The sequence below is a fragment of the Legionella anisa genome, from assembly GCF_001467525.1.
GTDB lineage: Bacteria > Pseudomonadota > Gammaproteobacteria > Legionellales > Legionellaceae > Legionella > Legionella anisa.
The window spans coordinates 234,004-258,192 of the sequence record NZ_LNXS01000054.1; the positions used below are offsets into that span (position 1 = coordinate 234,004).

Consider the following 24,189-nt stretch of genomic DNA (forward strand, 5'->3'; position numbering starts at 1 on the left):
ATAAAAAAACTTCTCTAATGAATACTGGCAAATTAATCATCCTGAATGGATCATCCAGCTGTGGTAAAACAAGTACTTGTCGTGTTTTGCAAGATATGCTTGAGGAGCAATTTATTTTATTAGGCTTAGATGTCTATTCTCAATCTACACCGCCAAAACAAAATAATATGATGACAATTGAGCCTGATTATTTTTCTGCGAAAAGATACATGAAAGAAGGTCTAGAATATTATGAGATAGCAACCGGGCCATTATTAGATAGGGTAATCTTCACTTCTTATCGCTCAATTGCAGTTTATCTAGAGGCTGGAATGAATGTGGTGTCCGATCAATTATTTTGGACCCCGCAATGGTTTCGCGCTGCATTAGATGCATTTATTCCCTATCATGTCTTTTTCGTAGGTGTTTTTGTTTCAGATGCTGAAGGTGTGCGTCGCGAATTACAGCGCAGTCAGGCTTCTGGATCTCATGATATTGTGGGTAATGGCCGACCTGGCGGATGGAATCGGACAAGCGCCGTGGTGACTCACAAGGATATGCTTTATGATTTCTCTATAGATAATACCTATCTGTCTATTCACGATACGGCACAACAAATCAAATCAGCTTATGAATCAACTCCTAATCCTATGGCTTGGGAAACGCTTTTTCAAACGTTTAAATCGGATAAAAATAGCTAGAAATATGGCCGAAAACAACTTCTTTGTTCAAGTTGTTACGCGTTCTTGTCCTTAAGGTAATAAAATAAAAAAATCACAAAGAAATAAATAAACAGTGGTTTAATAAAAAAATTAAATAGTACGATTAATTGCAAAAACAAACTGGTTGAATTCCATAATATTTGTAATAGTTTTAAAGTATCTAGCGGTTGATAAGGCTTTATATAGAGCAGCAGCGTAACCTGTTTAATAATATAAAAACCGAGTATGGAGCAAAAAATAGCAATTATATGCCTCATCGAATATAGAGTAGCAAACGCCCGAGTTTTCTTCATTGCTTCTTCCTTTATAAGGCGTTTAATAGCCTATTCTTCTTTTTACAACGCATACAACTCACTAAAAATTAGTGTACTGCATGGCTTTTATGATGTGCGGTTTTTGCATGTTTTTTACGAGAAAAACCGTTACTTTTAGTTGCTAGAGTATGCGATTTTTTACTTACTTTTCCAGCAAGTTTTTTTATTTTTCCTTCTGTTTTATTTGGAAGGTAAAACCAAACGGAAAATAGTTGGCTCATGTAATTCATATAATTAAGGTTATTTCTTAGCAATACATTCATCTGTTTTTCCATGAGCTCGTAAGGGGTTCGAATTTCACCAAATTCTTGGGGATGAATATAAGCAAAATCGAGAAACATTTTTTTACTTAATTCCATAGTTAGAGGTATTGCGGATGATAAATGACTGTTCATGTCTTCCATGTCTATCTCCTTATAAAAACTGTTTAATTAATTATCATAGAAGAAAAAAAGTTGAAGTCAAAAATGAAAAGTATCTCGTTATAGGAGTATTTTTATGTTCATCATTAGAGCAGAACAAGGTTGTTTGTGGCTCGTGAATCTAAAATATCTAAGTGTAAACCCTAGTGCTAATAACTAGAAACATGAATCCAATAAAGGTCTGTTGACAACACGATCTCTTGACCAAAATGGTTATGATTTAATCTTATAATAAGACTATACTATGAAAAGCAAGTTCTATATTGCTTTTGAAAGTAAGACATTTTTATTGATTGGCAGCAACTTTTCATGACCAGGAAATAAAATGAAACAGCCACATATATTGGGATTGCCTGCGAGTACTTCACTTGTGATTGGAAATATGGTTGGCTCTGGCATTTTTCTTTTACCTGCTTCTCTCGCGGCGATTGGAAGTATAAGCCTATTAGGTTGGGTGGTAACTGCTGTAGGTTCCATTTTATTAGCAATCATTTTCGGTAAGCTAAGTCAACGCCTGCCTTTAGCTGGAGGTCTGTATGCTTATTGCCGTCATGAGTTAGGGGATTTCGCCGGCTATCAGGTCAGTGTCGCTTACCTATTGGGGAATATCATTGGTGATGCAGCTACTGTTGTTGCTCTATTGGCTTATCTTACTGTTTTTTGGCCAGAAATAAGTTCTAATCACCATTTAGCATTTTTTGTTGGTAGCGCTATTATCTGGTGCATTGCTTTAATTAATATCATCGGAGTAAGAGAGGTTAAAATTGTTCAAATAGTAACTACAATCATTAAGTTAATTCCTATCGTACTTGTTTCAATAGTGGGACTATTTCACATACAAGGGGCTAATCTTGCTGGCTTTAATATTTCCGGACAATCGAATCTCGCTGCGCTGGCGAATGCAGCCATGTTAACTTTTTTTGCTTTTGGAGGCTTGGAGTCAGCTACAATTCCTGCGGAACATGTCAAAAATCCAGAGAAAACTATTTATCGGGCCACAGTTTTAGGAACTTTGATTACTGCACTGATTTATATATTGAGCACTGTAGCCATTATGGGGATGTTTTCCCCTCAATTTTTAGTGAATAACACTGCTCCTTTCGCGGCAGCAGGTAAGCTGATTTTTGGTGAATTAACGAATCAAATTTTTGCTTTGGCAGCTATTATTGCTTGCTTATGTACAATTATTGGGTTTTTATTCATTACCAGCCAGGGTGCTATGGCAACTGCTAGAGATGGTTTATTACCTGGTTTTCTTGCAAAATTGTCACGACATCAGACGCCTTATTGGTCAATTATTTTTTCCTCATTGATTATGAGCACTTTATTGGGTATGAACTATTCAAAGCTGCTTACATCTCAATTTACCTTGCTGGTTACTTTATCGAATCTATGTATTTTAGTTCCTTATCTTTATACCACCATTGCTGCTATGGTGTCATTTCTACACTTTAAGGATCAAAGTACTAAAGGTAATTTTATCAAAATGATGGTTCTTGTTATTTTAGCGTGTATTTACGTTTTGTTTGCCATTATAGGTTCAGGACAGGAGGTTATTTTTTATGGGATCGTTTTATTGTTTCTGCTTACACCGTTCTATTCATTGATGCCGGCTCTTCGTAATAAGCAAGAGTAGGTTTTTTAGATACTGATATCAATACCCCCAGTAATGCCATATTTACTTTTTACTTGTGTTCCATAGTAATTTTGTAGTAGCGGAACGTTCACGCCAAGATAACAGGAAATAACATGCATATTGACTCTTAAGCCGGGTAGTAAAAAAATACTATGTCCGCCGCTATTCTGATCAGTAAGACCAGCGATATTATCCTTTGCAACATGCTCACCATTGAACTCCAGGATGCCATCGATCTGAAATTGAGTTTGTTTATTTTCATAAAGTTCTAAAACGGTTGCAAAATTATAATCAAATACTGATCCTAGCGTCGTTTCCTGCGCTCCCTCGGTGCTTTGGGTATAAATTAAGTTCGAACTTAATGAAAACCTCTTAAATTGTTTGGAAATAATAATTCCTGCAAATGGGGTCCAAGCACCACTTCCAGGCTGATCTGATGCGGAAAATAGAATGCCATTGTTATCTCTTGTTGTGGTTTTACCTGTGGGAGCATTAATTCCAGAGAGCAACGCCAGTGAAACAGGATGCTTGCTTCCTTCAACCAATCGCCACAGAGAAAAGAAATTAGTGTCGCCTAATCCATAGCTATTGCCTAAATTAGTTACATTTCCAATCTGTGCTTCTTCATCAAAGCTCGCAGCGGCGATGGAAGCGTTAAACACATAAGGAAGGCTTGCGCCGATGGTTAGATTATCCCCTAGCCCATAAAATGCTGTAAGGTAATTAGTTAATGCGGATTTTAGGTTTTCGGCTAAAGGATGTTCCAGAAGTACCTGATCAGAAAGGAGGATATTAGGATAGTATTCTGTTCGTAGACTTATACCCATTTCACCTTTAGCCATGGTATCGGCGGTTGAAGTAGTTATTGGGGTGCCCAGTCCAACGGAGTAACTGATTGATTTTTGAGGAAAAGTAGCTGCATAAAGATTTAAAAAAAGCAGCTGTACAAACAAATTATCCGTTTTAGAATTATTTTCATTGCGTGAATTTTTTAAATTTTATTGTAACCTAGATGTTGGCAATGCCCAATAGCTTAATCCATATGACAAAAAAATAACTTCAGTTAAAACGAGTGATTGGGCAAAAAGCCTGAGGTATCGTCACTTTTCATTTAAACTTCACCTACGTACTGGCTTTTGGAAGAAAGACTAGGTCATTGGTGATTATGCTCTCACTCCGCTATTATTTAAGAGATTGTGATATTTGCCCATTAAAAAATCAAAAAACTCAAATCATTTTATAAAAAGGATTATGTTTAATGATAAGGAGATAATGATGAATCCTAAATCAATGAACAAGTTAATTGAACGAGCAAAAAAAGACCCTAAATTTTTCCATTCCCTGGTTTTTGATCCAGAAAAAGTATTCAGTTCTCTTGATTATTTAGATAGAAAAAATCGTGCGCACGTTGAAACTATAAATGAAGAAGAGTTCTTCTCTCACATACTTGGCCAGGAATATATTAGTTCATATGGAGTTAACTGTGATAATGCCCGCGGTGCTCGTCGAGGTTTTACACGCTTTAAAAAAGCAAAAGGAACAGTGTATGTGCAGGGAGATTGTAACTTTACTTGTGCGTATAGTTGTGGTGGAACTTGTGGCGGAACATGCAGTACAACGTGTGCTTTATTTACAATAATTCATATTTAAATCATGGTATTACAAGTGGTTTGTGCAGGGCGACTCTGATTTAAGTCTATTTGCAAAGAGTAAGATTTACATGCTCTCTTTAATGCAATTTCTGTCTGTACAACACAATAGGGTAAATTGTGTGTCGCTGTACTTACACCATCAAGATATAAATGGGACGGTAGCAATGACTTTACCCGATGCGGTATATATACCAATAATTGTCTTTAATATAGGCAACATAATAATTTATTTGACTTTTTGTGCTATAATTCTCATGACGCATAATTTTTTGAGTTTTTTACTATGCCATCACACTTTGAAATTATAGAAAATTACTTAAAAGAACGAACACTATATAAAACACCACAACAATTATCTCAGATAATGCCAACAATCTATGCATCAGTACTGGAAGATAAAAAGGCTGCAGAATTACTTCTTAAAGAACCCAATCGATTGATACAAAATTTAAAACAGCATATCAAGCCTGAGCAATTACGTTTATTTTTACTTAAATATCCCGATTTAGAAGCATCCTTCCAAAAGATGGCTGGGCTAAGTGAAGATGAGATGAGTCTTTTGAGGAAGCTCAATAAAGCGGAGCAGCCTAAAGTCGGTGACGTTCCTCCAGTAGTTCCTTCAAACATGAATAGAACCAAACTTGCTGTTCAATATAACGATCGCATAAAGATTATTCATGGACAGCCGCATATCCACTATCAAAATAATGACTATCCTGTTGTTACGAGGGACCTGCGTAATTTTAATCAAAGAGTATTCTCAGCAGGAACGAGTCCCAGTCGAGAAATTCTTATGCTCGATCCAGATTCTAAAGTGCTAAAGGATCTCTATTCTGAATTACGTCAAGCGATTAAACAAGGCGCTACGACTAAGGAAATTTTAGAAGAAATTTCTAAATTAACTAACAAAGCGTTTCCTCAAGACGCTCATTTAGATGAATTTTTAGCGGAACAACTAAAAAAAGGAAGTCCTTTTGTCTCATTAGATTCATTCATTAAAGCCGGTACTGGAGTATGTCGTCACCATGCTTTATTAAATGCTTATCTGATGAGTAGATTAGTTGAAGATGGTATTCTGCAGGGGCAAGTGATCCATCAACGGCATTTTTTCCCGGATAGAGGAGTCCACACATGGAATCTATTTCGCGATACCAAAGATGGAAAGTTATATTCTTTGGATTCATTATGGAAAAACGTTACCTCACTAGCAGACAATCCTGGTGATTTAAATAAGCGATATCGTCTTGATGTTGAATCGAGTATTCAAGCAGCATTTGGGAAATTTCAATTACCTAGTAAACAAAAAACTGATGCACCAAATCATTCCCCTCCCAAGCCCATTCCAGCAGTAAACCATTCTCTCCTGGAGATCCTACTTAACCCCCCTCAACATTTAAAAATTAAAAATGATTTACCTTATGATAATTTTAAACTTGGAGATGATCGGGAACAGTTTATAAAACATGACTCTGTAGATAATCTTATGATTTTTGATAAGCCAGAACAAAATCCAGTGAATGAAGAAATCATGCTTAAAATAAAACCAGAGAATGAATTAGAAATTGATAACTCTGAAGAATACAGTAATGCTAAGTCATTCAAAATCTAAACTGTTAAATCAATTCCCAAACCTTCATGAAAGCAATACGAATTTGTGTTTTACCCGATCCTGAGTCTCCAATTTTACGGTCAATTATTTTTCAAGTTGTTTGTTTTTAAGTTATTGAAAATTAGTGATTAATAATTTATCTTTTGTATTTTCTTATGATATAGTTGCTAATTTTTGCAGCGCGAGAATAATAAGAATGCCTTCAAATCAATTAGATCAATTATGCCAACAAATTGAAAAGCAAAAGACCGATCATTTTGGTAAGTTTTATATGTATGTTAGCTTGTTGAATACTTTGACTGCTCGAAATAAAACTTTTGCTGACGGTTTACCTAAATACGCTACGGGTTCGATGTTTTGGAGAAAAAATCATCTGAACATTGGAGAAATACCTATTGGATTCACCCAGCAACTCGATTCGTACGCGCGTGAGTTTATTAATTTACAACCTCACTGGTCAAAAACCCTGCATCATATTGTGATGGCATATGTTCGTAAAGGAAAAATCACTGATCTTGCTTATATTATCGATCAAATGCTGTCTCATCTTATGTCGATACAGGGTCATCAAAGCCACAATCAAGATATTTTTGAATACATTAGTTTTGAAAAGAAAAAGAAGGGGCTAATTGATTTTATTCAACAAGTTTCAACTTTTAATCGTCAATTACTCTCTGTAGCGGATAATGGCTGTAATACCGCATTATCCTTATTGGCGGTTACTACAGGATTCGTCCTGGTTTTAGCCTCTATTGCTTCTATTATCCCTCTTATTATTGGTTTACCGCTCGTATTTGGAGGAGCGTATGGAGCCTATCATTTTGCGACTAAAGCAAAAGCCCAAGCAGAGCAGTTGGAAACTCAAATGAAGCAAGTAATTGAAAAAATTTCGCTGTTACAAGGTGATTTATTTGGTGATAAAAATTCCGTTGCCTTTTATGCTGCTGCAGTGAAGCCTTTGCCTTATACAGTGGTTACTGCAGGAGAACAATTAATGTTTGATGAGTCTCAACAGAAAACATTAAAAGGGTATCGGGATACTCTGGATAACACGTTTATTCCTTTTTCTATTTAAATTGTGCGTTCGGAAAACTTGGTTGTACAAGCAACCAAGTTATCTATCACTGTTAGTTAATAAGATAATTGAGCTACAGTGTGCTGATCATTTTTTTGAGTATCCTCAACGTCTTTGCTCTTGAAAAAAGTATCGCGTACAAAGCTATAACCGGACTGAGTTATTTTACTTCCTAAGAAGCTAGCGCTTATGGAAGTGCCTAGAGCAATTGACGTTTCGATAAGACTCAGTGGGTTGGTTAATAAATTGAGACCTACTGCAATTCCTGTAGTTATGTAATTAGATTTTTCTTTACTACAACCGCCATAAGCATGAAGTGCATAACCAACTATAGGTGTTGCAATGGCGATACTCGCCGAAGAGCCCACCGCAATAAGCAAAAGAGCCCGAATGCCTTGGTTAATCCAATAAATCTGATCAGGGTGATAGTGTAAATGCTTCAAATAGTCCGTTGTTCCTTCATTAACTAACGTGATTAACATAGAGATCAAAAGACCTTGTTTTGCTGCATCGGTAATTAATTGGATTAATTCTGGAGGAAAAAGCTCTGATAAATTAATGGAATGACTCAGATCATTGATTAGAGTTGAAGTATTAAACTCAAAGGGAGAAGCTGCATGCTCAGGATTAAGAGGCGATATTAAACTGGTACTGGAAAATGCTTGCTGATTGGTTATGAAGCATTGATCTGGGGTACAGTACGGTGTTGAACTCGTTTGAGTATTAAAAATACTATAAAGCCATCCACCCGCTGATTTCTTATCTTTTTTTTTCTTTTTATTATGCCCCATTGTTTCTCCTTATAAATTGTAAATAGAGTAAAGAAGGTTTAGATCTTCGAATCGACACCGTTCATTTTTTGCGACTCAACTATAAATGCTAAATACCGAATTACCAAGATCGAACGAATAAAATTCACTATCTTTCATTAGCTTGGGCTAAATTGAGTGAATTATTTTTCTCATGCAAAAGTGGGGAATAGGTGATCTCTATTAAGATGTTTTATATGACACAGATGTTTTATATTACGCTGTTTGCATGTATTTTATTGTTTGAATTAGGTATGATAGCTCTATTAATAAAATAAATAATGAGTCAGTGATGAAAAAATTAGTTTTTATTATGGCATTACTTCCATTGAATGCATTTGCTGTTGATCCTGTAAACCCAAATTTATATCCAAATAATAATTGTGAAAGCATACAGGATCCCGCAGAGAAAAAAGATTGCTTTAATATTGAAAAGAAAAATGAAGCGGAAGAAAATTTTAGAAATTTCCAAGAAAATAATCCTGATCCCTATCAAGAAGAGTTCTAAGTAAAAAGTGAATTACTAAACTAGAAGTAGTGCATTAACTTGAACAATTTACTAATTGATTTTCTAAGCTCTCTTTAGAGCACTGCACTACTTGCTACTTATGTTTCTCGAATCAATTAAATCAAATGTTTGAAATTTCCATTAGACCAAAATCAGAAAAAATATAGAAAATTACGAACTAAAATCCTCATTCTATCAAGACAATATATAAATATTTTCGCAATAAAAACTGTAAAAAGACCAATTTATAGGCTATATGTATATATGGTGATCATTTTGTATGTGCTTTAAGGAGAGACATAATGAAAGTGATAATTGCATCTTCGGCATTATTTATGTCCTTGAGTTTGGTTGGTTGTAATACGCTGAATAAAGCCAGTCAATACAGCAATGAAACAGTAGGTGCCGGTGTAAAATATGGTGCTAATGTGGTAGGTACAGGTGTGGGTTATGTAGTGGATACTGGCGCAACTGTAGGTCATGGGATTGGTAAAGTAGTTGATACTGGAGTGGGAGTCGTGACAGGTCAACCAACTTCTCATCAAAAAGTAAAAAAACATCAATAAACACATTGTATATTATAATGACCATATACTAAAAAAAGCTCATGTATGTGAGTTAATCCTGAGTGGCTCTTCATTAAATTGATTTAAGAAGAGCCTATAATCGTATAACTTACTTATAAAAGACCACAAGTTGAATTTTTAGGTTCATCTTTTGGTGTTGTTTCTGGTTTCTTATCTCTTGGAGCATATATGCTATATGGATTAGGATACGTGAGTGCTTTTATATTGAAACTTGATTTGCCAGCTAAATTTCCAAGCTTCAAGCCATCTAAGTATTTTTTAAACACAGGGTAATTTGCTTCATGTTGTGTATCTATTATCGGAAATACGATATGCTGAAAGTGTTTGGCTCGTTTTTCAATTTCATCACGATATAATCTGGCGACAATATCAGGCTTATTTTTAAAACTCCCACATCCCCAGGCCCCCAAGATCGCATCAGTTTTCCCTTTAAGTATTAATGTATCCAGCTGAGCACCTATACGTTGTCTTAATTCATTAGTGTATTTAGCTAGAAAATCTTTATTTTCAAAGTCAATTTCTTTACCAACAAGCTCAGGAGCAGCTGCTCTGATTTCATAAAAAGGGAATATTTGGTCTTTTGGGAGAAGGGCATAGCTCAATGTACTGTCTGCAGTAAATTGTTTTTTTGATGTGAACTCATCAAAATCTGTTGGAACTAAAATTTCCGGTCCTCTAAAACAAATCTCAGGTTGCTCACCCATAAAGACTTTGTAGGCTTCAGGAGTTTTTATTCCAAGGCGCCTACTTAATGATTCCAATTCCTCAGAACTCATTTTTTCCTGTCCGCTCAAAAGTTTTCTACTATTTTCATCATAAAGAAAACATTTTCGTGCCGGATCATAATAAATGCCTTTTGACAGTAATGAGCGGGCACAAGACGAGCGATGCCACATATTTTCTTCCTGGGCACTTCCTCCTTCGAGAGCAGCACATCCAGGAAATAAAGAATTAGCCATGTTAAGAACAGGATATACTTTTCCATGCTTTTTAGTCACCTCCAACGCGGTATCTCCAAAATCTTGGTGAACCACTTCAACTTTTTGGGGCGGTGCTACTTTTTCTTTTTGCCATGATTTTAAATTATTAAATGCATGGGATTGCAATTCATGAAACATCTCTGGATCAGTAATGTGGTCTAATGTTACGCCCATGCTTTTATGACGCCAACGATCACCAGAAAAAGTACCCAATAAAAAACCAGGTTTGTGGGAGAGATGAACGTCGTGGATTTTCGAAAAATGGTGGGGTCTAGCGTGACGTAATTCTCTTAATGCTCTCATAGATAACTCCCTTAGTATTTAATCTCATTCAGACATTTACGAGACAGAACCTGTAATTTTGATATAAATTAATCAACAATGATCTATATTTTACGTTGTTGTTCTTTTTATATCATTGTGGTTATCTCATATATTAATCTATCTGGTCAATAAAAATCTTTAATTGAGTTGGGAATTGCAAGAAGATAAGAAATAGTGTTCTTTGTGCTTAAAAAGGTTTCGCAAAAGTAACGTTATTGAATATTTTCTTTATATTCAATAACGTTATTATGTTTGAACGTTCTATATAAATTTTCTTGAATAGATCACCATGTATAATACCATCCAGGGTGATAGGGGTATTTTTTATATTTATAATATTTATAAGGATACTTGTAGTGCTTATATTTATATTTTTTATGGTGATGATATCCAGCAGGATAGTAATACCAATGATGATTCTTATAATACTTATGATATTTATAATGATGTCCATGATGGTAAGCATAGTCATTATGTGCCAAAGCAAATGGACTTACACTCATGAATAATACTATTAAGAGCACCTTGAGTATCTTAATCATAAAAATTCCTTTTTAAAGACACGTGAGTATATTTTAGCTGTAATTTGAATGAAATGAAAAAAAATTAAACAATTATTTAAAATTCAGTCTGTTTTTTTATTACGAAAAGCGCATCTAAATCAATTCATAGCCGATGTTCATGGAAAATTTTTATAAAATAAAAGTTAGGCTAAAATATAAGAAATAATTATATGATTCTTTAGGGCTGCCTCATTTTTAAATATTCCTAAGGATGATGATTTATCTATGCTCATAGGGTGCCGGGAGTGTAAATTAATTGAACATATTCCGGAGAGTTAAGTAAGGGATAAAGCTCCAATTTTCTTAAAGGGAAATTATTTTGAAAAAAGAGTGTTCCTATGTTCAACTTCTAGTGTTGTTATGTTCCATTTTTTGCATGAATGGATGGTCATCTCAAAGACTACCGCTTTTGAGTGATTTTATGCGAATTAAGACAGTCAGTGAACCGGATATGTCGCGAGATGGGGAATGGGTAGTTTATACAGTAGAAGAAAATGTTAGCAAAATAGATGCAGTAAGTAATATCTGGATAGTTTCCTACGATGGTAAAATATCAAAGCAACTTACGAATGATAAGAAAAATAGCAGTTCTTTACCCAAATGGAGTCCTGATGGTCAATGGATTGCTTTTTTATTCGAGAATGAGGATGCGAGTAGTCTTCAATTATTAAACAGACAAAGCAGACAAATTATTAAATTAACAAATAACTTGTATGATGTTAGTGATTTTGCTTGGTCTCCCGATTCCCAAAATATTGCTTTTATTGCCAATGAGTCAAAGGAAGAAGATTCCAAAAATAACCCCATAGTCATCACAAGATATCTATTTAAAAAGGATACAGAGGGTTATCTTGGTGAAAAAAGAAAGCATCTTTATCGCGTAGCGCTCCAAAACAAACAAATTGAGTTATTGACTCCAGGCCTTTATGATGAATGGGCTCCAGCCTGGTCTCCTAATGGTGATTACATTGCATTTATTTCTAAAAGAGGAGCTGAACCGGATAGGACTTACAATTCGGATGTGTACGTAATAAACAACAAACCTGGAAGTAAAGCGATACAATTGACCCGTTCTACAGGGGGGGGAATGGATCCAGATTGGGAATCCACTCCCGCATGGAACCCTAATAGCTCTCAAATAACTTATTTAAGCTTTAATAATATGTCACCTATCTATGCTCCCACACAATTAGCAGTTGTTGCATTGGCCAGTCATAAGGAGCAGATTATTGCCCCTATAGACCGCTGGTTTACCAAACCCAAATGGTCTGAGGATGGTAAAAAAATATATGCGCTGATTGAGACAAGCAGAAATACTCATCTTAGTGAAATCGATGTTGCTACCGGTACTGTCAGAGCATTAACCAACGGTGAGCGCGTTGATAGTGAGTTTTCAACGGGGCAGCAACGAATAGTAGTCGTTTCCTCTGATGATCAACATCCACCAGAATTGTTTGCAGTAGAAAATCCTTTAAGACCCTTAACTCGCCATAATCAAAAACTTTTAGATGAAGTGCTATTTCGTCCCTTGGAAAACATTGAATTTAAAAGTTCTGATGGAACTCTAATCGAAGGTTTATTGCTCAAACCTGCACATTATAAACCTGGGAAACAATACCCCGCATTTTTAAATTTACATGGAGGTCCCGTTTATCAATTCGGCCACGAGTTCAATTTTGACTGGCAGTGGCTTGCTGCAGAGGGATATACCATTATCGCTCCTAATCCGCGGGGAAGCTCTGGAAAAGGATTTGATTTTTCCAATGCCATTAACGCTGACTGGGGAAACCTTGATGTCAAAGATGTCCTTGCTTCTGTGGACTATGTAATTAAGAAAGGTATTGTCGATCCTAATAAATTGGCTGTGGGGGGCTGGAGTTATGGTGGCATGCTGACTAATTACGTTATTGCAAGCACTCAACGTTTTAAGGCGGCGATTAGCGGCGCTGGGACTGGTAGTATTTTGGGAAACTATGGTGAGGATCAATATACTTTAGATTATGAATCTGAATTAGGAAAACCTTGGTTAAATACTCAAATTTACCTGAAGCTTAGTTATCCATTAATGAAGGCAAATAAGATTAAAACACCTACTTTGTTTATGTGTGCCAGTTTGGATTTTAACATGCCATGCATTGGTTCTGAACAATTATATCAGGCTTTAAAATCACAGAATATACCTACACAATTAATCATTTATCCCGAACAATACCATACGCTTGATAGACCAGATTTTCAAATAGACCGTTTGCAACGATTTAAAGATTGGATGGATTTATATCTTTAAAAGGCAAATTAATAAGGGCGTGCTGGTACCTGCGCAGGGATGACCGCCGTTTAGGCATCACTGTAGACTGTAGAATACATTTGTAACAATTCTATCGTTTGCATTTAATATGTTATACTGTGTACTTTATGCGCATTGACTGCGCTGCAAAAAATTCATTCTTACTTTAAATATATATATGTTTGATTATCTAAAAACTTTATTTTTCAGCTGGTTGGACTCCATATTTCCATTCTTCAATAAATGGTTTTCAAAAACTGATACTTTGAGTAATCAGCAAAAACTTTCGTTTGTACAAAGCATATTAAGAGGGCAAGATCACGATAAAGGATTTGCGATACGTCATGTAGATGATGACCTTGCTAAAGAAAACAATCTCAGAATTAAATTCAGAGGAGATGCAATTAGTTATTCAATTACTTCTTTAATCATGAGTGAAGCTTTAAATAAAAAAGTGAGTACGTTTTCCTGGTCTACTTTTAGCGATGGTAATGTTTATTTTCTAACCGAATCAAACTCACTACACCTACTTGATGAGCCCTTGGCATGTAAAATATTTGATCTTATGCATGAGAAAGTTTTTAAATTTATATCACAAAATTTTCAAGGTAAGTGTCATCACTATATGTTGATAAAGAATATGTCGGGCGCTCCCAGTCCTTATGATGTGAAAGACATCTATCCCACAGGAAAATGCGGTAAAAGAAATATTGATCCAAAGCAGATTGTGTGTGTGTTTTCAAAGTCTAAAAACCTATTCTCCCCAAAGGTTATTTTACGAGAAATTGAATCTAAGGTAGTCCATCTCTTTGATCCAGCAAAAAATGGCTATGATGCTCTTTCTACAAGGGCTATTTTAAATGTCTTAAGGGAAATAGAGCTGAAAAGCGATGAAAAGACATTAACTATTGAAAAAGTGCGCAGCAGACTAGTTGAATCAGAATATCTCACACATTGGGATGATTTTAAATATCATGATTTTTTTGATCGAGGTGGTTATTTTGAAACCTTTAAAAGTAAACTTCCCCAAATCAATAGCGACTTAGATTACTTCCGAATGCAGTTATAACTTATTGTATTTCTAAATTGGATTTTATATAAAAAACATCAAATAAAACATCTTTTCTATTTGCTTTTTTCATCCCATCCCGGTAGTTACTTTGCCAATCAAATAGTTCATTAAAACGTTCTTTCTTTGATATTTACTATAGCTAAACTAATCACCAAAATATTTATTATAAAGAGTTAAATAAGTTCCATCAGTTTCTATTTGTAGTAAGGCTTTATTAATTTTATCAATGATAGGAGCATTCTTTTTAAGCGCAATTATTCCATACCCATTTCCTGTGACAATAGGTTTTCCTAAAAGTTTAAAACCATCTATGGTTTTGTTGAGTAATAGATATTTGGCAACATGTTCATTCATTAAAGCGGCATCAACCTTACCATTGCTTACAGCTTGTATTAATGCCGTAACTTGGGAATATGTTTTAATATTTTCTTTGGACGTATAATTAGGAAGAATATTATACTGGAACGAAGTTGCTTGAAGCGCGCCAATTTTTTTATCTTTGAGATCCTCTATTGAGTCGATATTTGAACTTTCTAATACCATAAATTGTCCTCTACTTGTTATATAAGGCAGACTGAATACGTAGTCATCTAACTCAGTTGAAGAAATAGGACTTGGTAATGTGGTAATGTCTATAACACCATCATTTAAATCTTTGAACTGTGAGTTCAAATCAGTTCCTTTGTAGGTACATGTTGCATTAATGCGTTTACATATTTCATTCATCAGGTCGATGCTGAAACCAAAATAGTGATTGTTCGCATCCTGTGATGCAAAAGGGGGGGCAAATTTTAAAACACCCACGATGAGTTGATCACAATAGGCAAAGAAACTGTTGAATAAGAGGGTTATAAAAACAATATACTTGATGAGCTTCATGCTATTTATCCATCCTTTGTATATTAAAACTCTAGTTTGTTAGGAAGGGGTTGTCAATCAGCATTGTTTTTTTATATTCATATACGCAAAAAACTGAATCAAATCATCCAGGTCATTGTCGGATAAAGACTGCTTATCTGAACCGCTCATTCGTCCTCGTGGAAGTGAGCGGACTGATTTAGGATCACGAATAAATTTTTTTAATTGGGTTATGTTAGGATAATAATCTAATGGATTTTTCGGACAATTCAAATCCGGACCAATTTTGCTTTTTCCAAGGTGATTCATCATGTGACAACCTTCACAATGACTAATATAAATTTTGTATCCATTAGCAATGGATGAATTGGTGGTTTCGGGAGGAGCAAGAACATGTTGATAATTGAGTTTTCGAATAATTTTTACTGTAATGACACTCCATGCCCAATATTCATTGGATATATAGGAGCGTTCAGGATTAAGCCAAATAATTTCATAAGGTCCTGCAGTCAGCCCTGTATGATTATCAATTATTGGCCATTTTGATGCAGGCTCAATAGCCAACATCGCAATAGAAGCATTTTTACTGCAATCCATGATTTTAAGTGCCGGCACATACACATGAAAATTATCTTTGGCGATGAATTCGACGATATCGTGTTGTCTGATGTGAAAGGGGGCAAGCAGTTTGCATAAAGGGATCACTTTATGGTGCATCATTTTGTTTGGGTAGGCTCGATCATTGTTAATAGTTACTTGGGTTAGATCCGGATGAGACAACAACTCAGGGCTGGTTAGAGTGAATGATTGTTGCGGAGTAATAATCCGAAGTGTGGCATATGATGATTTAGTTGTGGAAAAAGCAGTTCCCCATATTAGCCAGATACTGACCAATAAAAAAATATATCTCAGTCCCTTCACTTTTCACTCCTGGCTTATAGTTGTTTTACTTAAACAACCAAATCACTTTTACACAGATGTGGGAAATTTTCCAGAAAAAAGAACTCTTCTTTATTCTAGGCTCTGATCTTTATTGAAAATAAGGCCTTGATTTTTGTATTCATACTCATCATAGTGCAGAGCCCGACCTTTGACGGGGATTTATAAAGACATCATAGTTAATTCATTCTTAGCAAGGAGTATGATAAATGGGTTACAACTTTCGCTTAAGCTTTGTGTTTTTATTGAGTATACCGTCGCTCTTGTTTGCAGATGATGCCCTTATTTTTGCTGTTGATATCATTCGGCATGGTGATAGGACACCAATTGCTACACTCTCAGCAGTAAATTATCAATGGCAGGAGGGGCCAGGCCAGTTAACTGCTGAGGGGATGCAGCAAGAATATAAAATGGGCATGGAGCTCCGTAAAAAATACATTGAGCAGGCACATTTATTGCCCGAGCATTACGAACATGGAACAATGTATGTACGTTCAACTGATTATGAGCGTACGCTTATGAGTGCTGAGTCTTTATTAATGGGACTATATCCGCTTGGGACGGGACCAAATACTTCGGAGTCTTCTCTTCCTGCTTTACCCCATGCTTTTCAGCCCATTCCTATTTTTAGTGCGCCGTCTAAATATGATGAACTGATTATTCAACAGGTAAGCTCTGCAGAGCGGAAAAAATTGATGGAACAGTATGTGTACTCAACAAAAGAATGGCAAGAAAAAAATAATGAACTGAAGAGTAAGTATCCTCTTTGGAGTGCTTTATCAGGTGTTCAAATTAAGAGCTTACCTGATCTTGAATTACTTGGCGATGCTTTATACATTCATCAAATACATAACGCACCGATGCCAATTGGATTGAGCACCCAGGATGTTGAAACAATTATCAGTGCGAGTAATTGGGCTTTTATGGCGCAAGAAAGGCCACATCCAGTAGCAACTGCCTACAGCACCAAACTCATGACCAATATTGCCAATTATCTCAACAGCGGCAGTCAGAAAAAATCCAAGCTTAAATATGTTTTGCTCTCTGCACATGATACTACCATAGCCAGTGCATTGAGCTTTTTGGGCGCTCCTTTGGAGATAGCCCCCCCTTACGCCTCCAATCTCAATTTCTCACTTTATGAACGTGACGCAAATTATTACCTGGTAAAAATCACTTACAATGGAAATCCTGTTTCAATTCCTGCATGTGGTGGGGCTACGTGTGAGCTGCAACAATTTATAAAATTGGTGAATAATTCTAAAAATTAATGGAAAAGGATGCTAGGAAATAGGGTTGTATCGGTACAGAATGACTAAAGCCTATTCATTGGTAATACTAGTAGATGCGAAATACTCACTGTTATTTTATTGAAAATGACTTATTGGATGCGATTGTTCAGTTATCCGATAGTCTTTTTATGTACTAGTATTACTGCCCGTGATTTTGCTCAAATTTTAGACATAATGAATAAAAAGTAATATACTTTTTGGTATAGTCTTTTCCGTATTATCTAAGGATAAGCCATGCCTTCTAGTGACTATTCAGATGAATTAAGTACCTTAAGAAAAAATATATCTACTCTTAACGAAATATACGATGAGCATCAAATAAAAGAATTATTTGTAGAGGCTGTGCGATTAGGGAGTATAGAGCTGGCTCATCAACTGATTAATCATGATAAAAAGAATAGTAGGTTTTTAAAATTTGAGCGAGACCCATTCAGCAAGGGTGATTCAATTCAGGAAATGCTCCTAAAAGTTGAAAAATTAGAAGAGCTCGATTCGAAAATTCAAAGATTAAATATTAATTCAGATGAGATGGAATTGAAGCAATTAATGACTGAGGCGGTTGAGTTAGGTTCATTGGAGCGATTAAAAGCTATTCATAGAATAAAACCAGAAATAAAACTTGCTGAAATTGAGGTTGAAAAACAGGGTAAAAAATTAAATCTATTATTTTGTACTGGAACTAATCCTTCTCCAGAGTTAACTAGTTTTCTTATAGAAAATGATGTACCAATTAGCGTTCATGCAGATGCAACGCAAAAAAAACCTAGTTATTTTATAGATAGCCTTATTAATAACAACTGAAAAGCAAGTTGGGAAGCAAGACGAGAAGCAATTAAACAAGCATTGATTCGTTGTCCTCAAATTCACTATTCAGACTTTGGATTTGCGAAACCCTCTCTTATAGAAGAGGCCTCTTTGAGGCAAGATTCAGATTTTATAAAATTTCTACTCACTCAAAATTATCCTGTAAATAGAGATGATTTAAAATATATTCTGAGAAATTTTGAGGACATTAACCTTTATGAATCTGCCGTTCAAAAATTGTTATCCCAAGATAACAAAGTAGCAATTGAATCTGTTTACTTTAATTCATTAGACGACTACATACGACTCCCCTTAGGAGATAGTTTCTCACTCAAAGTATTTCAACATCTTTATGAAAAATCTGAGCCGTTAATAACTAATTTATCTGGGCTAATGCAACTTATTATTAATCAAGGAAATGAAAAAGCTTTAGATTTTTTAATTCAGAAAAATAAGGGGGTTATACCTGAGGATATTAAAGTTTCTCTTTTTGAAAAACATAATGTCAGATATATATTACAGCATAACCTTACTGAGGAATATAAAAAATTTATTAAAAATCAAGAAATAGGTTCAGTATTAATGAATGTGTTTATGATTTCTGGATTAGAAGATGCATTAAATTTCGTTGAAATTTTAAAAAATAGTCCAGAGTTTTCTAAAGAAAACAGTAAATTAGAGAAATTTAAAGCCGATGTTATCAAATGTGGAAATTTATTTTTTAGGAACATTTCATCTACCGCCAATTCAACATCAGCAAGACATGCCCGTCATGATAGCGATCGAGCAAAAAGCCAATTTAAATTTGGTATGCTCCTGAGTGAAACAATAGATAGTGTACTTGGAAAGTCCCTAGAGTTTCAGCAAGACTATACGCAAGTGATGGATTTTTTTGCTAATGAAAGAGCAACTGTGGCACGAGTGGGAGGAGCAGGTCGCGAGGCGGCCCATTTTGAAATAGTAAGAACAAAGAAAAGTACAGAAGCCGATTATGATCCTGATGTTATCGTTCAGCAAGGTAGAGCACCAGTTACTTCTCTTATGGGAAATGGAGATTATCAATTAGCTCAACCAATAATGAATAAAGTTTTTAAAGCGATAAATGATGAAACTGTTACTGGAGTAAAAAAATTAACAGATACGAGTTACCAATTAATGTATGAGGTTGATGGGAAAGCTTATGGTTTAACTACAGTAAGTTTTGGTGGAATAGAGCATCAAAACTTAAGGAGTGCAAACAGTTTTTATCAATGTCTATGGTTACATACAAATCTTGTTACTTTGGGCGAATTAGAAGGCCAGATGGGCAAATTACATCAAGAGCTTTTTAATATGCAAATAGATAAGAATGATCCCGAAAGCATAAATAAATATTATGACAAGCTTGCTGAGGCTTATTGGTTGGGTTCTAATTTAATGCATACGGCAAGAGGTAATGCAAGTAATATGACCAGTTGGCTAGAGTTTATGAATCGCCATCATTCAATGCCCTCTTTATACCCTAAAATCGATGTGCCAATGCTAGATAATATTGCTATTAGTATGCCTTTAACCCAATTTATAAAAGATTTTAAGACATTTTTTGAAATGGACAGCGAGCTTTATTTAGCAGCCAAACAAGAGTTTGATGAGAGAGCAAATGAATTATCAGCTTATTATAAAAAAACATTTAATACTGAAGATGAATTTGATGCGAAAAAGATGGTTTTTGATTTACAAATGAAAGCATCAAAAGCACCTGGAGAAGAGAGAGTATCTATAGAAGGAACTTTAAAAAAATTAAATTATTATGATGATAATCTAGCGAAAAAAATTGATTTTATAAAAGATATTAAGGTATTTGTTGATGGGATTTCATATCATGCGAATCAAGAGAAAAATAAGGCTTTAAATACTATTAAAACAGGACTTAATAATATTAAAAATAGCTCTGATATAGATGAGATTATTGAAAAAGTTCATGTTTATATTGCTAAGGGCGAGCAAGCACGTCAACACGTTTTCTTTAATAAAGCAAATAAGGCAGGTATTTTAGCGGTAGCTCTTCTGAACAAATACGATTTTTATGATCGAGGCAAAGTGGTATCAAAGTTAACTAGTGAATCGCAAAAAAACTATTTCAAGAAGTTTCAGAGCCCTCAAAGCTAGCAATTATCCAGAAAAAATTTGATAAAGAGCAAGAATCTAAACATTCTAAATTCAAATCATTTAAGGATATGTTTAGCTCCATATCTACTGATAAAGAGGATAACAAAGAAGATAAGCAGAATACGCCTTAAAATGAATAAATGTAGTTCTGGGTAATTATTGAATTAGAGAAAGTTGTGCTCATAATATACTTGGGTGCCTTTACAATATCCAACTCAAGCCCCTTGCTTGGAAAACAAACGCCAAAAAATCATTACTGTGGAAATGCCTGAGTTATAAATAAAGAAGAGTGTGTTATTATTTAATCCAGATTAAGCGAGTATTTATTATTCACCTAAAACCAGTAAATCCATAGGACCCTCCACTCCGGCTACAGGCCTGGATTTGCGTTCGATTTTTGGTGTTTCATTTTTATAATTTTGTTTCAATGCTACCGTCAAAGTGGATACCTCAGTTAATGCTTTTGCATGCTCCACTTTATTGTGCTTTTCCAATTTCGCAGCTAGGTTTGCAGTTTCTCCAATCACCGTATATTCAAGTCGGTCTGCGTTTCCTATCACTCCAAAAACAATTTCGCCAACCGCAAGTCCCATACCGACATCGATAACAATACCTCCATTTTTTTACGAGTTTCATTCCATACAGGCAGTATGGAAAGAATTTCATCTACTGCTCTTAAAGCATCTGCTGCATAAGTATCTGAAGGAGTTACTGCACCAAAACTTGCCATGATGCCATCTCCCATAAACTTATCGATGGTCCCGTTATGTTTTTGAATAATAGGAACGAGTAAACGCTGATATTCTCCCAGTAACCGGATTAAATCGCTTGGCGAAAGTGTTTTCGACGCTTTAGTAAAGCCGCGCATGTCGGTAAACAAAATAGCTGCTTGTCGTGTTTCGCCATATCCTGCTTGTAACGCAGACTCAGAGTGTGTGATTTTTTGAGCAACGCCTATATCAAAAAACCGCGACAGATCTTTGGCTGCACTGGTTTGTTCTACCGCTTGCCAGAGTATCTTTTTGGCGCGCTGGAGTACTAATGCCAAAACAATGGTGACTAATAAAATAGATAAAAGTACATCAAATACAGCGCCGAAATAGACACTTCGTGTGGATGCATAGGTTACATAATCCCAAGTGACAACATTCATGCCTGTGCTGGATAAAGTTTGCCAAATAATAAGGCTCCAGCCTATTACTGCACTAAAGCCTGAGAGTAATACCCATTCTGGTTCGAAACGCAATGCGCGAAGTGCGATTAAAATGTAGACATAATTGATGTGGGGATTTTTTAAATTAATAGTTGGGGAGGTTTCATATTGTAAGTAGTAAGTCCAAATAATAAATAACAACAAAAACATTTCTGTGATTACAAATAATCCAAGTACTGAAGGTGTTAATTGATGCGTATAAGCAAACCATAATCGCGTTAATATCAGAATTGTAAATAATGATAGACCCAGATTGGTAGAGTGTACTGGTGCATTAGGTGTATAACCCACTGGGGTTAAATAGTTTATAACCATGAATAAAACCATTACACCTAACTGTACTCCTCCTACAAGTAATTCACTCTGATACTGTTGTGCCTTCATCTCGTCTCTGATACGCGACGGTAATTGTGTATAATTAAACACTCTCTCCTCCTGCAATACGCGCACACAGTCCTTTAGGTACCATAATGTATTCCTCTGGATCACTGTCCGTTGTTGCTTGAGCGGCACAAGCGTGTTTCGATGTGGCGCAGTCATTTTTACCTGCGCGAACTATGTGATAACATCGTTCAAACTCTCCGGTCTGCCCCTTCCCAGACAGCCAATCAGTATTTGTATGTAAAGAAACGAGCGCAGCGCCAACAGCAGCAACAATAACAGCACTATTTTGTATCTTGCGTTTATTCATATTTTGTAATCCAACCTTGGATTTTTATAAATACCGTTCTTTTATATGTGCAAAATAATAGTCGGGATTTAAGGTTTCACCAGTTGCCTCATGCAATAGTTCAGGATAGGTTAATAGTCTTCCTTTTTGATGAATATTTTCCCTTAACCAATGTAACAAAGGTTTGAAATCACCTTGCTTTAACTGCTCTTTAATATCAGGAATTGATTTTTTTACTGCCGAGAATAATTGAGCAGCAATTAATGCGCCAAAGGTATAGGCGGGAAAGTATCCAAAAATTCCTGCTGGCCAATGTACATCTTGCATTACACCGTTTTTATCATCACCTTGTGTTGATAATCCTAAATATTTTTGCATGGATGAATCCCAGATTTCGGGTAGGTCAGCAATACTAATCTCAGAGGAAAAAAGCTTCTGTTCTATTTCATAACGGAGAATCACATGTAAAGGATAGGTTACTTCGTCGGCATCAACACGAATTAAACCGGGTTGTACTTTTGTATAATGATAAAAAATATTTTCATCAGTTATATGTTCTACATCCTTGAAATATTTTTGGGCAATAGGTACTAGAAAATGGAGGTATTCCGGACTCCTGCAAATCTGCATTTCAATAAACAAGGACTGACTTTCATGAACTGCCATTCCTAAAGAATGACCAACCGGTTGTGTACTCCATTCTTTTGATAAGCCTTGCTCATATAGGGCATGACCTGTTTCATGGGTAATTGCCATTAAGGAAGATAAAAATTCATGTTCGTTGTAGCGTGTTGTAATGCGCACGTCACTTGAAATACCGCCACAGAAGGGATGATGACTTACATCCAGGCGGCCATGATTAAAATCAAACCCCAGACGTGTCATTATTTCCATACCCAGTTGTTTTTGCTTTTCTACAGGAAAAGCTCCTGCAATTGTTTTTATGTGTCGTGTTTTTTGCTTTTCAATAATATTGGTAATCAGTCTTGGTAATTCATCCTTTAAAGAATTAAAGATGGGAGTAATTGTCTTACAGTCTAAATCTGGTGAATACTCATCAATTAAAACATCCAGTGGGGACTTACCAAATGTTTGTGATTTAATCTCTGCAATTGTTTTTACTTTTTGGAATAATTTTTCCAGGAAAGGCTTAAACGATTTCCAATCATTTTTTGCGCGTAATTCTCGCCATGCCTGACCACAAATTAAAGATTCATTAGTAAATTCTTCGACTAAATTTACGGGAATACAGGTTGCCTGTAGATATTCTTTTTCCATCCAATACAAATTTTTTTGCTGCCATAATGATAAACCTTCAATATCTTTTGCTTGGTTTAGCAAGGCGCCTACTTTTTTATGGGTCAACCAATCATGTTGAACAGCACTTAATGTAGCTAAAGCCTCTGCTCGGGCTTTGCCTCCGCCAACGGGCATCATCGATGCTTCATCCCAGGAAACAATTGCTGCTAAATTTTCAAAATCATAATATTTTTTAAAATGCTGTTCTAATTGTTGGTATGCGTTCATGAATGGCTCTCATTATTCTGTTTGGAATTGTGCAATTGAAATTAAATATATATCTATATTCAAATGGATCAGAATAAATTAATTTGAGGAGGCTGTCATTCCTAAATGAGTAGTTGGGTCAAAATGGTCTATTTATTTTTATGCTAATTATTTCTTTAAAATCAGTACAGTATGTAGTATTTTTTACTAAAGTTGATTG

23 protein-coding genes are annotated in these 24,189 nt (G+C 35.4%); 12 read left to right on the top strand and 11 right to left on the bottom strand.

What is annotated here, in order from left to right:
* Positions 1–17 precede the first annotated feature (17 nt).
* A complete protein-coding gene (locus tag Lani_RS17475; RefSeq protein WP_019235491.1) occupies positions 18–680 on the top strand; it encodes a phosphotransferase-like protein in 663 nt (220 codons plus the stop codon).
* Positions 681–1,062: 382 nt separating this feature from the next.
* Here Lani_RS17475 and Lani_RS17485 read toward each other — a convergent pair whose 3' ends face one another.
* Positions 1,063–1,419: a hypothetical protein gene (locus Lani_RS17485; RefSeq protein ID WP_019235489.1), complete on the bottom strand. Its 357-nt coding sequence runs from the start codon at positions 1,417–1,419 to the stop codon at positions 1,063–1,065.
* A 343-nt stretch (positions 1,420–1,762) separates the two neighbouring features.
* On the opposite strand from Lani_RS17485, the gene Lani_RS17490 reads away from it, so the two are divergent.
* Positions 1,763–3,073, top strand: coding sequence for an amino acid permease (locus tag Lani_RS17490; RefSeq protein ID WP_019235488.1), 1,311 nt, complete (start codon positions 1,763–1,765; stop codon positions 3,071–3,073).
* A 5-nt stretch (positions 3,074–3,078) separates the two neighbouring features.
* Here the strand turns inward: Lani_RS17490 and Lani_RS17495 are convergent, their stop codons facing one another.
* Entirely contained in the window at positions 3,079–4,026 is a 948-nt protein-coding gene (locus Lani_RS17495) for a hypothetical protein (RefSeq protein ID WP_019235487.1), read from the bottom strand.
* A 319-nt stretch (positions 4,027–4,345) separates the two neighbouring features.
* Here Lani_RS17495 and Lani_RS17500 point away from each other — a divergent pair, with 319 nt between their 5' ends.
* From Lani_RS17500 to Lani_RS17510, 3 genes are all read left to right on the top strand, one after another.
* Positions 4,346–4,723: a hypothetical protein gene (locus Lani_RS17500; protein WP_127908241.1), complete on the top strand. Its 378-nt coding sequence runs from the start codon at positions 4,346–4,348 to the stop codon at positions 4,721–4,723.
* A gap of 285 nt (positions 4,724–5,008) precedes the next feature.
* Positions 5,009–6,334, top strand: coding sequence for a hypothetical protein (locus tag Lani_RS17505; RefSeq protein ID WP_019235485.1), 1,326 nt, complete (start codon positions 5,009–5,011; stop codon positions 6,332–6,334).
* Positions 6,335–6,530: 196 nt separating this feature from the next.
* Positions 6,531–7,409, top strand: coding sequence for a hypothetical protein (locus Lani_RS17510; RefSeq protein ID WP_040523444.1), 879 nt, complete (start codon positions 6,531–6,533; stop codon positions 7,407–7,409).
* Between the two features lie 56 nt (positions 7,410–7,465).
* Here Lani_RS17510 and Lani_RS17515 read toward each other — a convergent pair whose 3' ends face one another.
* On the bottom strand, positions 7,466–8,200 hold the full coding sequence (locus Lani_RS17515; RefSeq protein ID WP_058388727.1) for a hypothetical protein: 735 nt from the start codon (positions 8,198–8,200) through the stop codon (positions 7,466–7,468).
* 310 nt (positions 8,201–8,510) lie between these two features.
* Here Lani_RS17515 and Lani_RS17520 point away from each other — a divergent pair, with 310 nt between their 5' ends.
* On the top strand, positions 8,511–8,726 hold the full coding sequence (locus Lani_RS17520; RefSeq protein ID WP_019235481.1) for a hypothetical protein: 216 nt from the start codon (positions 8,511–8,513) through the stop codon (positions 8,724–8,726).
* Positions 8,727–9,028: 302 nt separating this feature from the next.
* Positions 9,029–9,292 carry a hypothetical protein gene (locus tag Lani_RS17525; RefSeq protein ID WP_019235480.1) on the top strand — a complete coding sequence of 88 codons (264 nt, stop codon included), beginning with the start codon at positions 9,029–9,031 and terminating at the stop codon, positions 9,290–9,292.
* A gap of 113 nt (positions 9,293–9,405) precedes the next feature.
* On the opposite strand, the gene Lani_RS17530 is transcribed toward Lani_RS17525, so the two are convergent.
* Together Lani_RS17530 and Lani_RS20350 are read right to left on the bottom strand one after the other, a co-directional pair.
* Positions 9,406–10,596: a poly(ADP-ribose) glycohydrolase domain-containing protein gene (locus Lani_RS17530; protein WP_019235479.1), complete on the bottom strand. Its 1,191-nt coding sequence runs from the start codon at positions 10,594–10,596 to the stop codon at positions 9,406–9,408.
* 305 nt (positions 10,597–10,901) lie between these two features.
* Positions 10,902–11,159: a hypothetical protein gene (locus Lani_RS20350; protein ID WP_192814503.1), complete on the bottom strand. Its 258-nt coding sequence runs from the start codon at positions 11,157–11,159 to the stop codon at positions 10,902–10,904.
* A 442-nt stretch (positions 11,160–11,601) separates the two neighbouring features.
* Between Lani_RS20350 and Lani_RS17540 the strand changes: the two genes are divergently transcribed.
* On the top strand, positions 11,602–13,467 hold the full coding sequence (locus tag Lani_RS17540; protein ID WP_019235477.1) for a S9 family peptidase: 1,866 nt from the start codon (positions 11,602–11,604) through the stop codon (positions 13,465–13,467).
* Between the two features lie 178 nt (positions 13,468–13,645).
* On the top strand, positions 13,646–14,536 hold the full coding sequence (locus Lani_RS17545; protein WP_019235476.1) for a hypothetical protein: 891 nt from the start codon (positions 13,646–13,648) through the stop codon (positions 14,534–14,536).
* Positions 14,537–14,683: 147 nt separating this feature from the next.
* Here Lani_RS17545 and Lani_RS17550 read toward each other — a convergent pair whose 3' ends face one another.
* Both Lani_RS17550 and Lani_RS17555 read right to left on the bottom strand, forming a co-directional pair.
* Positions 14,684–15,418: a transporter substrate-binding domain-containing protein gene (locus tag Lani_RS17550; protein ID WP_019235475.1), complete on the bottom strand. Its 735-nt coding sequence runs from the start codon at positions 15,416–15,418 to the stop codon at positions 14,684–14,686.
* A 57-nt stretch (positions 15,419–15,475) separates the two neighbouring features.
* Entirely contained in the window at positions 15,476–16,318 is an 843-nt protein-coding gene (locus Lani_RS17555) for a c-type cytochrome (protein ID WP_019235474.1), read from the bottom strand.
* A gap of 227 nt (positions 16,319–16,545) precedes the next feature.
* On the opposite strand from Lani_RS17555, the gene Lani_RS17560 reads away from it, so the two are divergent.
* The 3 genes from Lani_RS17560 to Lani_RS17570 all read left to right on the top strand — a co-directional run bounded on the left by Lani_RS17560 (position 16,546) and on the right by Lani_RS17570 (position 20,580).
* Entirely contained in the window at positions 16,546–17,607 is a 1,062-nt protein-coding gene (locus Lani_RS17560; RefSeq protein ID WP_019235473.1) for a histidine phosphatase family protein, read from the top strand.
* Between the two features lie 255 nt (positions 17,608–17,862).
* Positions 17,863–18,429 (top strand): hypothetical protein, encoded by a 567-nt coding sequence (locus Lani_RS17565; RefSeq protein ID WP_019235472.1) that lies wholly within the window; start codon positions 17,863–17,865, stop codon positions 18,427–18,429.
* 114 nt (positions 18,430–18,543) lie between these two features.
* Positions 18,544–20,580: a hypothetical protein gene (locus Lani_RS17570; protein ID WP_127908240.1), complete on the top strand. Its 2,037-nt coding sequence runs from the start codon at positions 18,544–18,546 to the stop codon at positions 20,578–20,580.
* A gap of 326 nt (positions 20,581–20,906) precedes the next feature.
* Here the strand turns inward: Lani_RS17570 and Lani_RS21070 are convergent, their stop codons facing one another.
* From Lani_RS21070 to Lani_RS17585, 4 genes are read right to left on the bottom strand one after another with little or no spacing between them, the layout of a single operon-like run.
* Entirely contained in the window at positions 20,907–21,173 is a 267-nt protein-coding gene (locus Lani_RS21070) for an adenylate/guanylate cyclase domain-containing protein (protein ID WP_263291209.1), read from the bottom strand.
* Positions 21,137–22,219 carry an adenylate/guanylate cyclase domain-containing protein gene (locus Lani_RS21075; protein ID WP_263291210.1) on the bottom strand — a complete coding sequence of 361 codons (1,083 nt, stop codon included), beginning with the start codon at positions 22,217–22,219 and terminating at the stop codon, positions 21,137–21,139. The genes Lani_RS21070 and Lani_RS21075 overlap by 37 nt, the downstream gene beginning before the upstream one ends.
* Positions 22,212–22,484 carry a BufA1 family periplasmic bufferin-type metallophore gene (locus tag Lani_RS20355; protein ID WP_019235469.1) on the bottom strand — a complete coding sequence of 91 codons (273 nt, stop codon included), beginning with the start codon at positions 22,482–22,484 and terminating at the stop codon, positions 22,212–22,214. The genes Lani_RS21075 and Lani_RS20355 overlap by 8 nt, the downstream gene beginning before the upstream one ends.
* Before the next feature lie 24 nt (positions 22,485–22,508).
* Positions 22,509–23,990, bottom strand: a complete 1,482-nt coding sequence (locus tag Lani_RS17585) for a carboxypeptidase M32 (protein ID WP_019235468.1) — start codon at positions 23,988–23,990, stop codon at positions 22,509–22,511.
* Between the last annotated feature and the right edge of the window lie 199 nt (positions 23,991–24,189).

Excerpts from the sequence above, each read along its gene's own strand:
- Lani_RS17475 (WP_019235491.1), top strand. The coding sequence starts at position 18 with ATGAATACTGGCAAATTAATCATCCTGAATGGATCATCCAGCTGTGGT.
- Lani_RS17485 (WP_019235489.1), bottom strand. The coding sequence starts at position 1,419 with ATGGAAGACATGAACAGTCATTTATCATCCGCAATACCTCTAACTATG.
- Lani_RS17490 (WP_019235488.1), top strand. The coding sequence starts at position 1,763 with ATGAAACAGCCACATATATTGGGATTGCCTGCGAGTACTTCACTTGTG.
- Lani_RS17500 (WP_127908241.1), top strand. The coding sequence starts at position 4,346 with ATGATGAATCCTAAATCAATGAACAAGTTAATTGAACGAGCAAAAAAA.
- Lani_RS17505 (WP_019235485.1), top strand. The coding sequence starts at position 5,009 with ATGCCATCACACTTTGAAATTATAGAAAATTACTTAAAAGAACGAACA.
- Lani_RS17510 (WP_040523444.1), top strand. The coding sequence starts at position 6,531 with ATGCCTTCAAATCAATTAGATCAATTATGCCAACAAATTGAAAAGCAA.
- Lani_RS17515 (WP_058388727.1), bottom strand. The coding sequence starts at position 8,200 with ATGGGGCATAATAAAAAGAAAAAAAAAGATAAGAAATCAGCGGGTGGA.
- Lani_RS17520 (WP_019235481.1), top strand. The coding sequence starts at position 8,511 with ATGAAAAAATTAGTTTTTATTATGGCATTACTTCCATTGAATGCATTT.
- Lani_RS17525 (WP_019235480.1), top strand. The coding sequence starts at position 9,029 with ATGAAAGTGATAATTGCATCTTCGGCATTATTTATGTCCTTGAGTTTG.
- Lani_RS17530 (WP_019235479.1), bottom strand. The coding sequence starts at position 10,596 with ATGAGAGCATTAAGAGAATTACGTCACGCTAGACCCCACCATTTTTCG.
- Lani_RS20350 (WP_192814503.1), bottom strand. The coding sequence starts at position 11,159 with ATGATTAAGATACTCAAGGTGCTCTTAATAGTATTATTCATGAGTGTA.
- Lani_RS17540 (WP_019235477.1), top strand. The coding sequence starts at position 11,602 with ATGCGAATTAAGACAGTCAGTGAACCGGATATGTCGCGAGATGGGGAA.
- Lani_RS17545 (WP_019235476.1), top strand. The coding sequence starts at position 13,646 with ATGTTTGATTATCTAAAAACTTTATTTTTCAGCTGGTTGGACTCCATA.
- Lani_RS17550 (WP_019235475.1), bottom strand. The coding sequence starts at position 15,418 with ATGAAGCTCATCAAGTATATTGTTTTTATAACCCTCTTATTCAACAGT.
- Lani_RS17560 (WP_019235473.1), top strand. The coding sequence starts at position 16,546 with ATGGGTTACAACTTTCGCTTAAGCTTTGTGTTTTTATTGAGTATACCG.
- Lani_RS17565 (WP_019235472.1), top strand. The coding sequence starts at position 17,863 with ATGCCTTCTAGTGACTATTCAGATGAATTAAGTACCTTAAGAAAAAAT.
- Lani_RS21070 (WP_263291209.1), bottom strand. The coding sequence starts at position 21,173 with ATGGGACTTGCGGTTGGCGAAATTGTTTTTGGAGTGATAGGAAACGCA.
- Lani_RS20355 (WP_019235469.1), bottom strand. The coding sequence starts at position 22,484 with ATGAATAAACGCAAGATACAAAATAGTGCTGTTATTGTTGCTGCTGTT.
- Lani_RS17585 (WP_019235468.1), bottom strand. The coding sequence starts at position 23,990 with ATGAACGCATACCAACAATTAGAACAGCATTTTAAAAAATATTATGAT.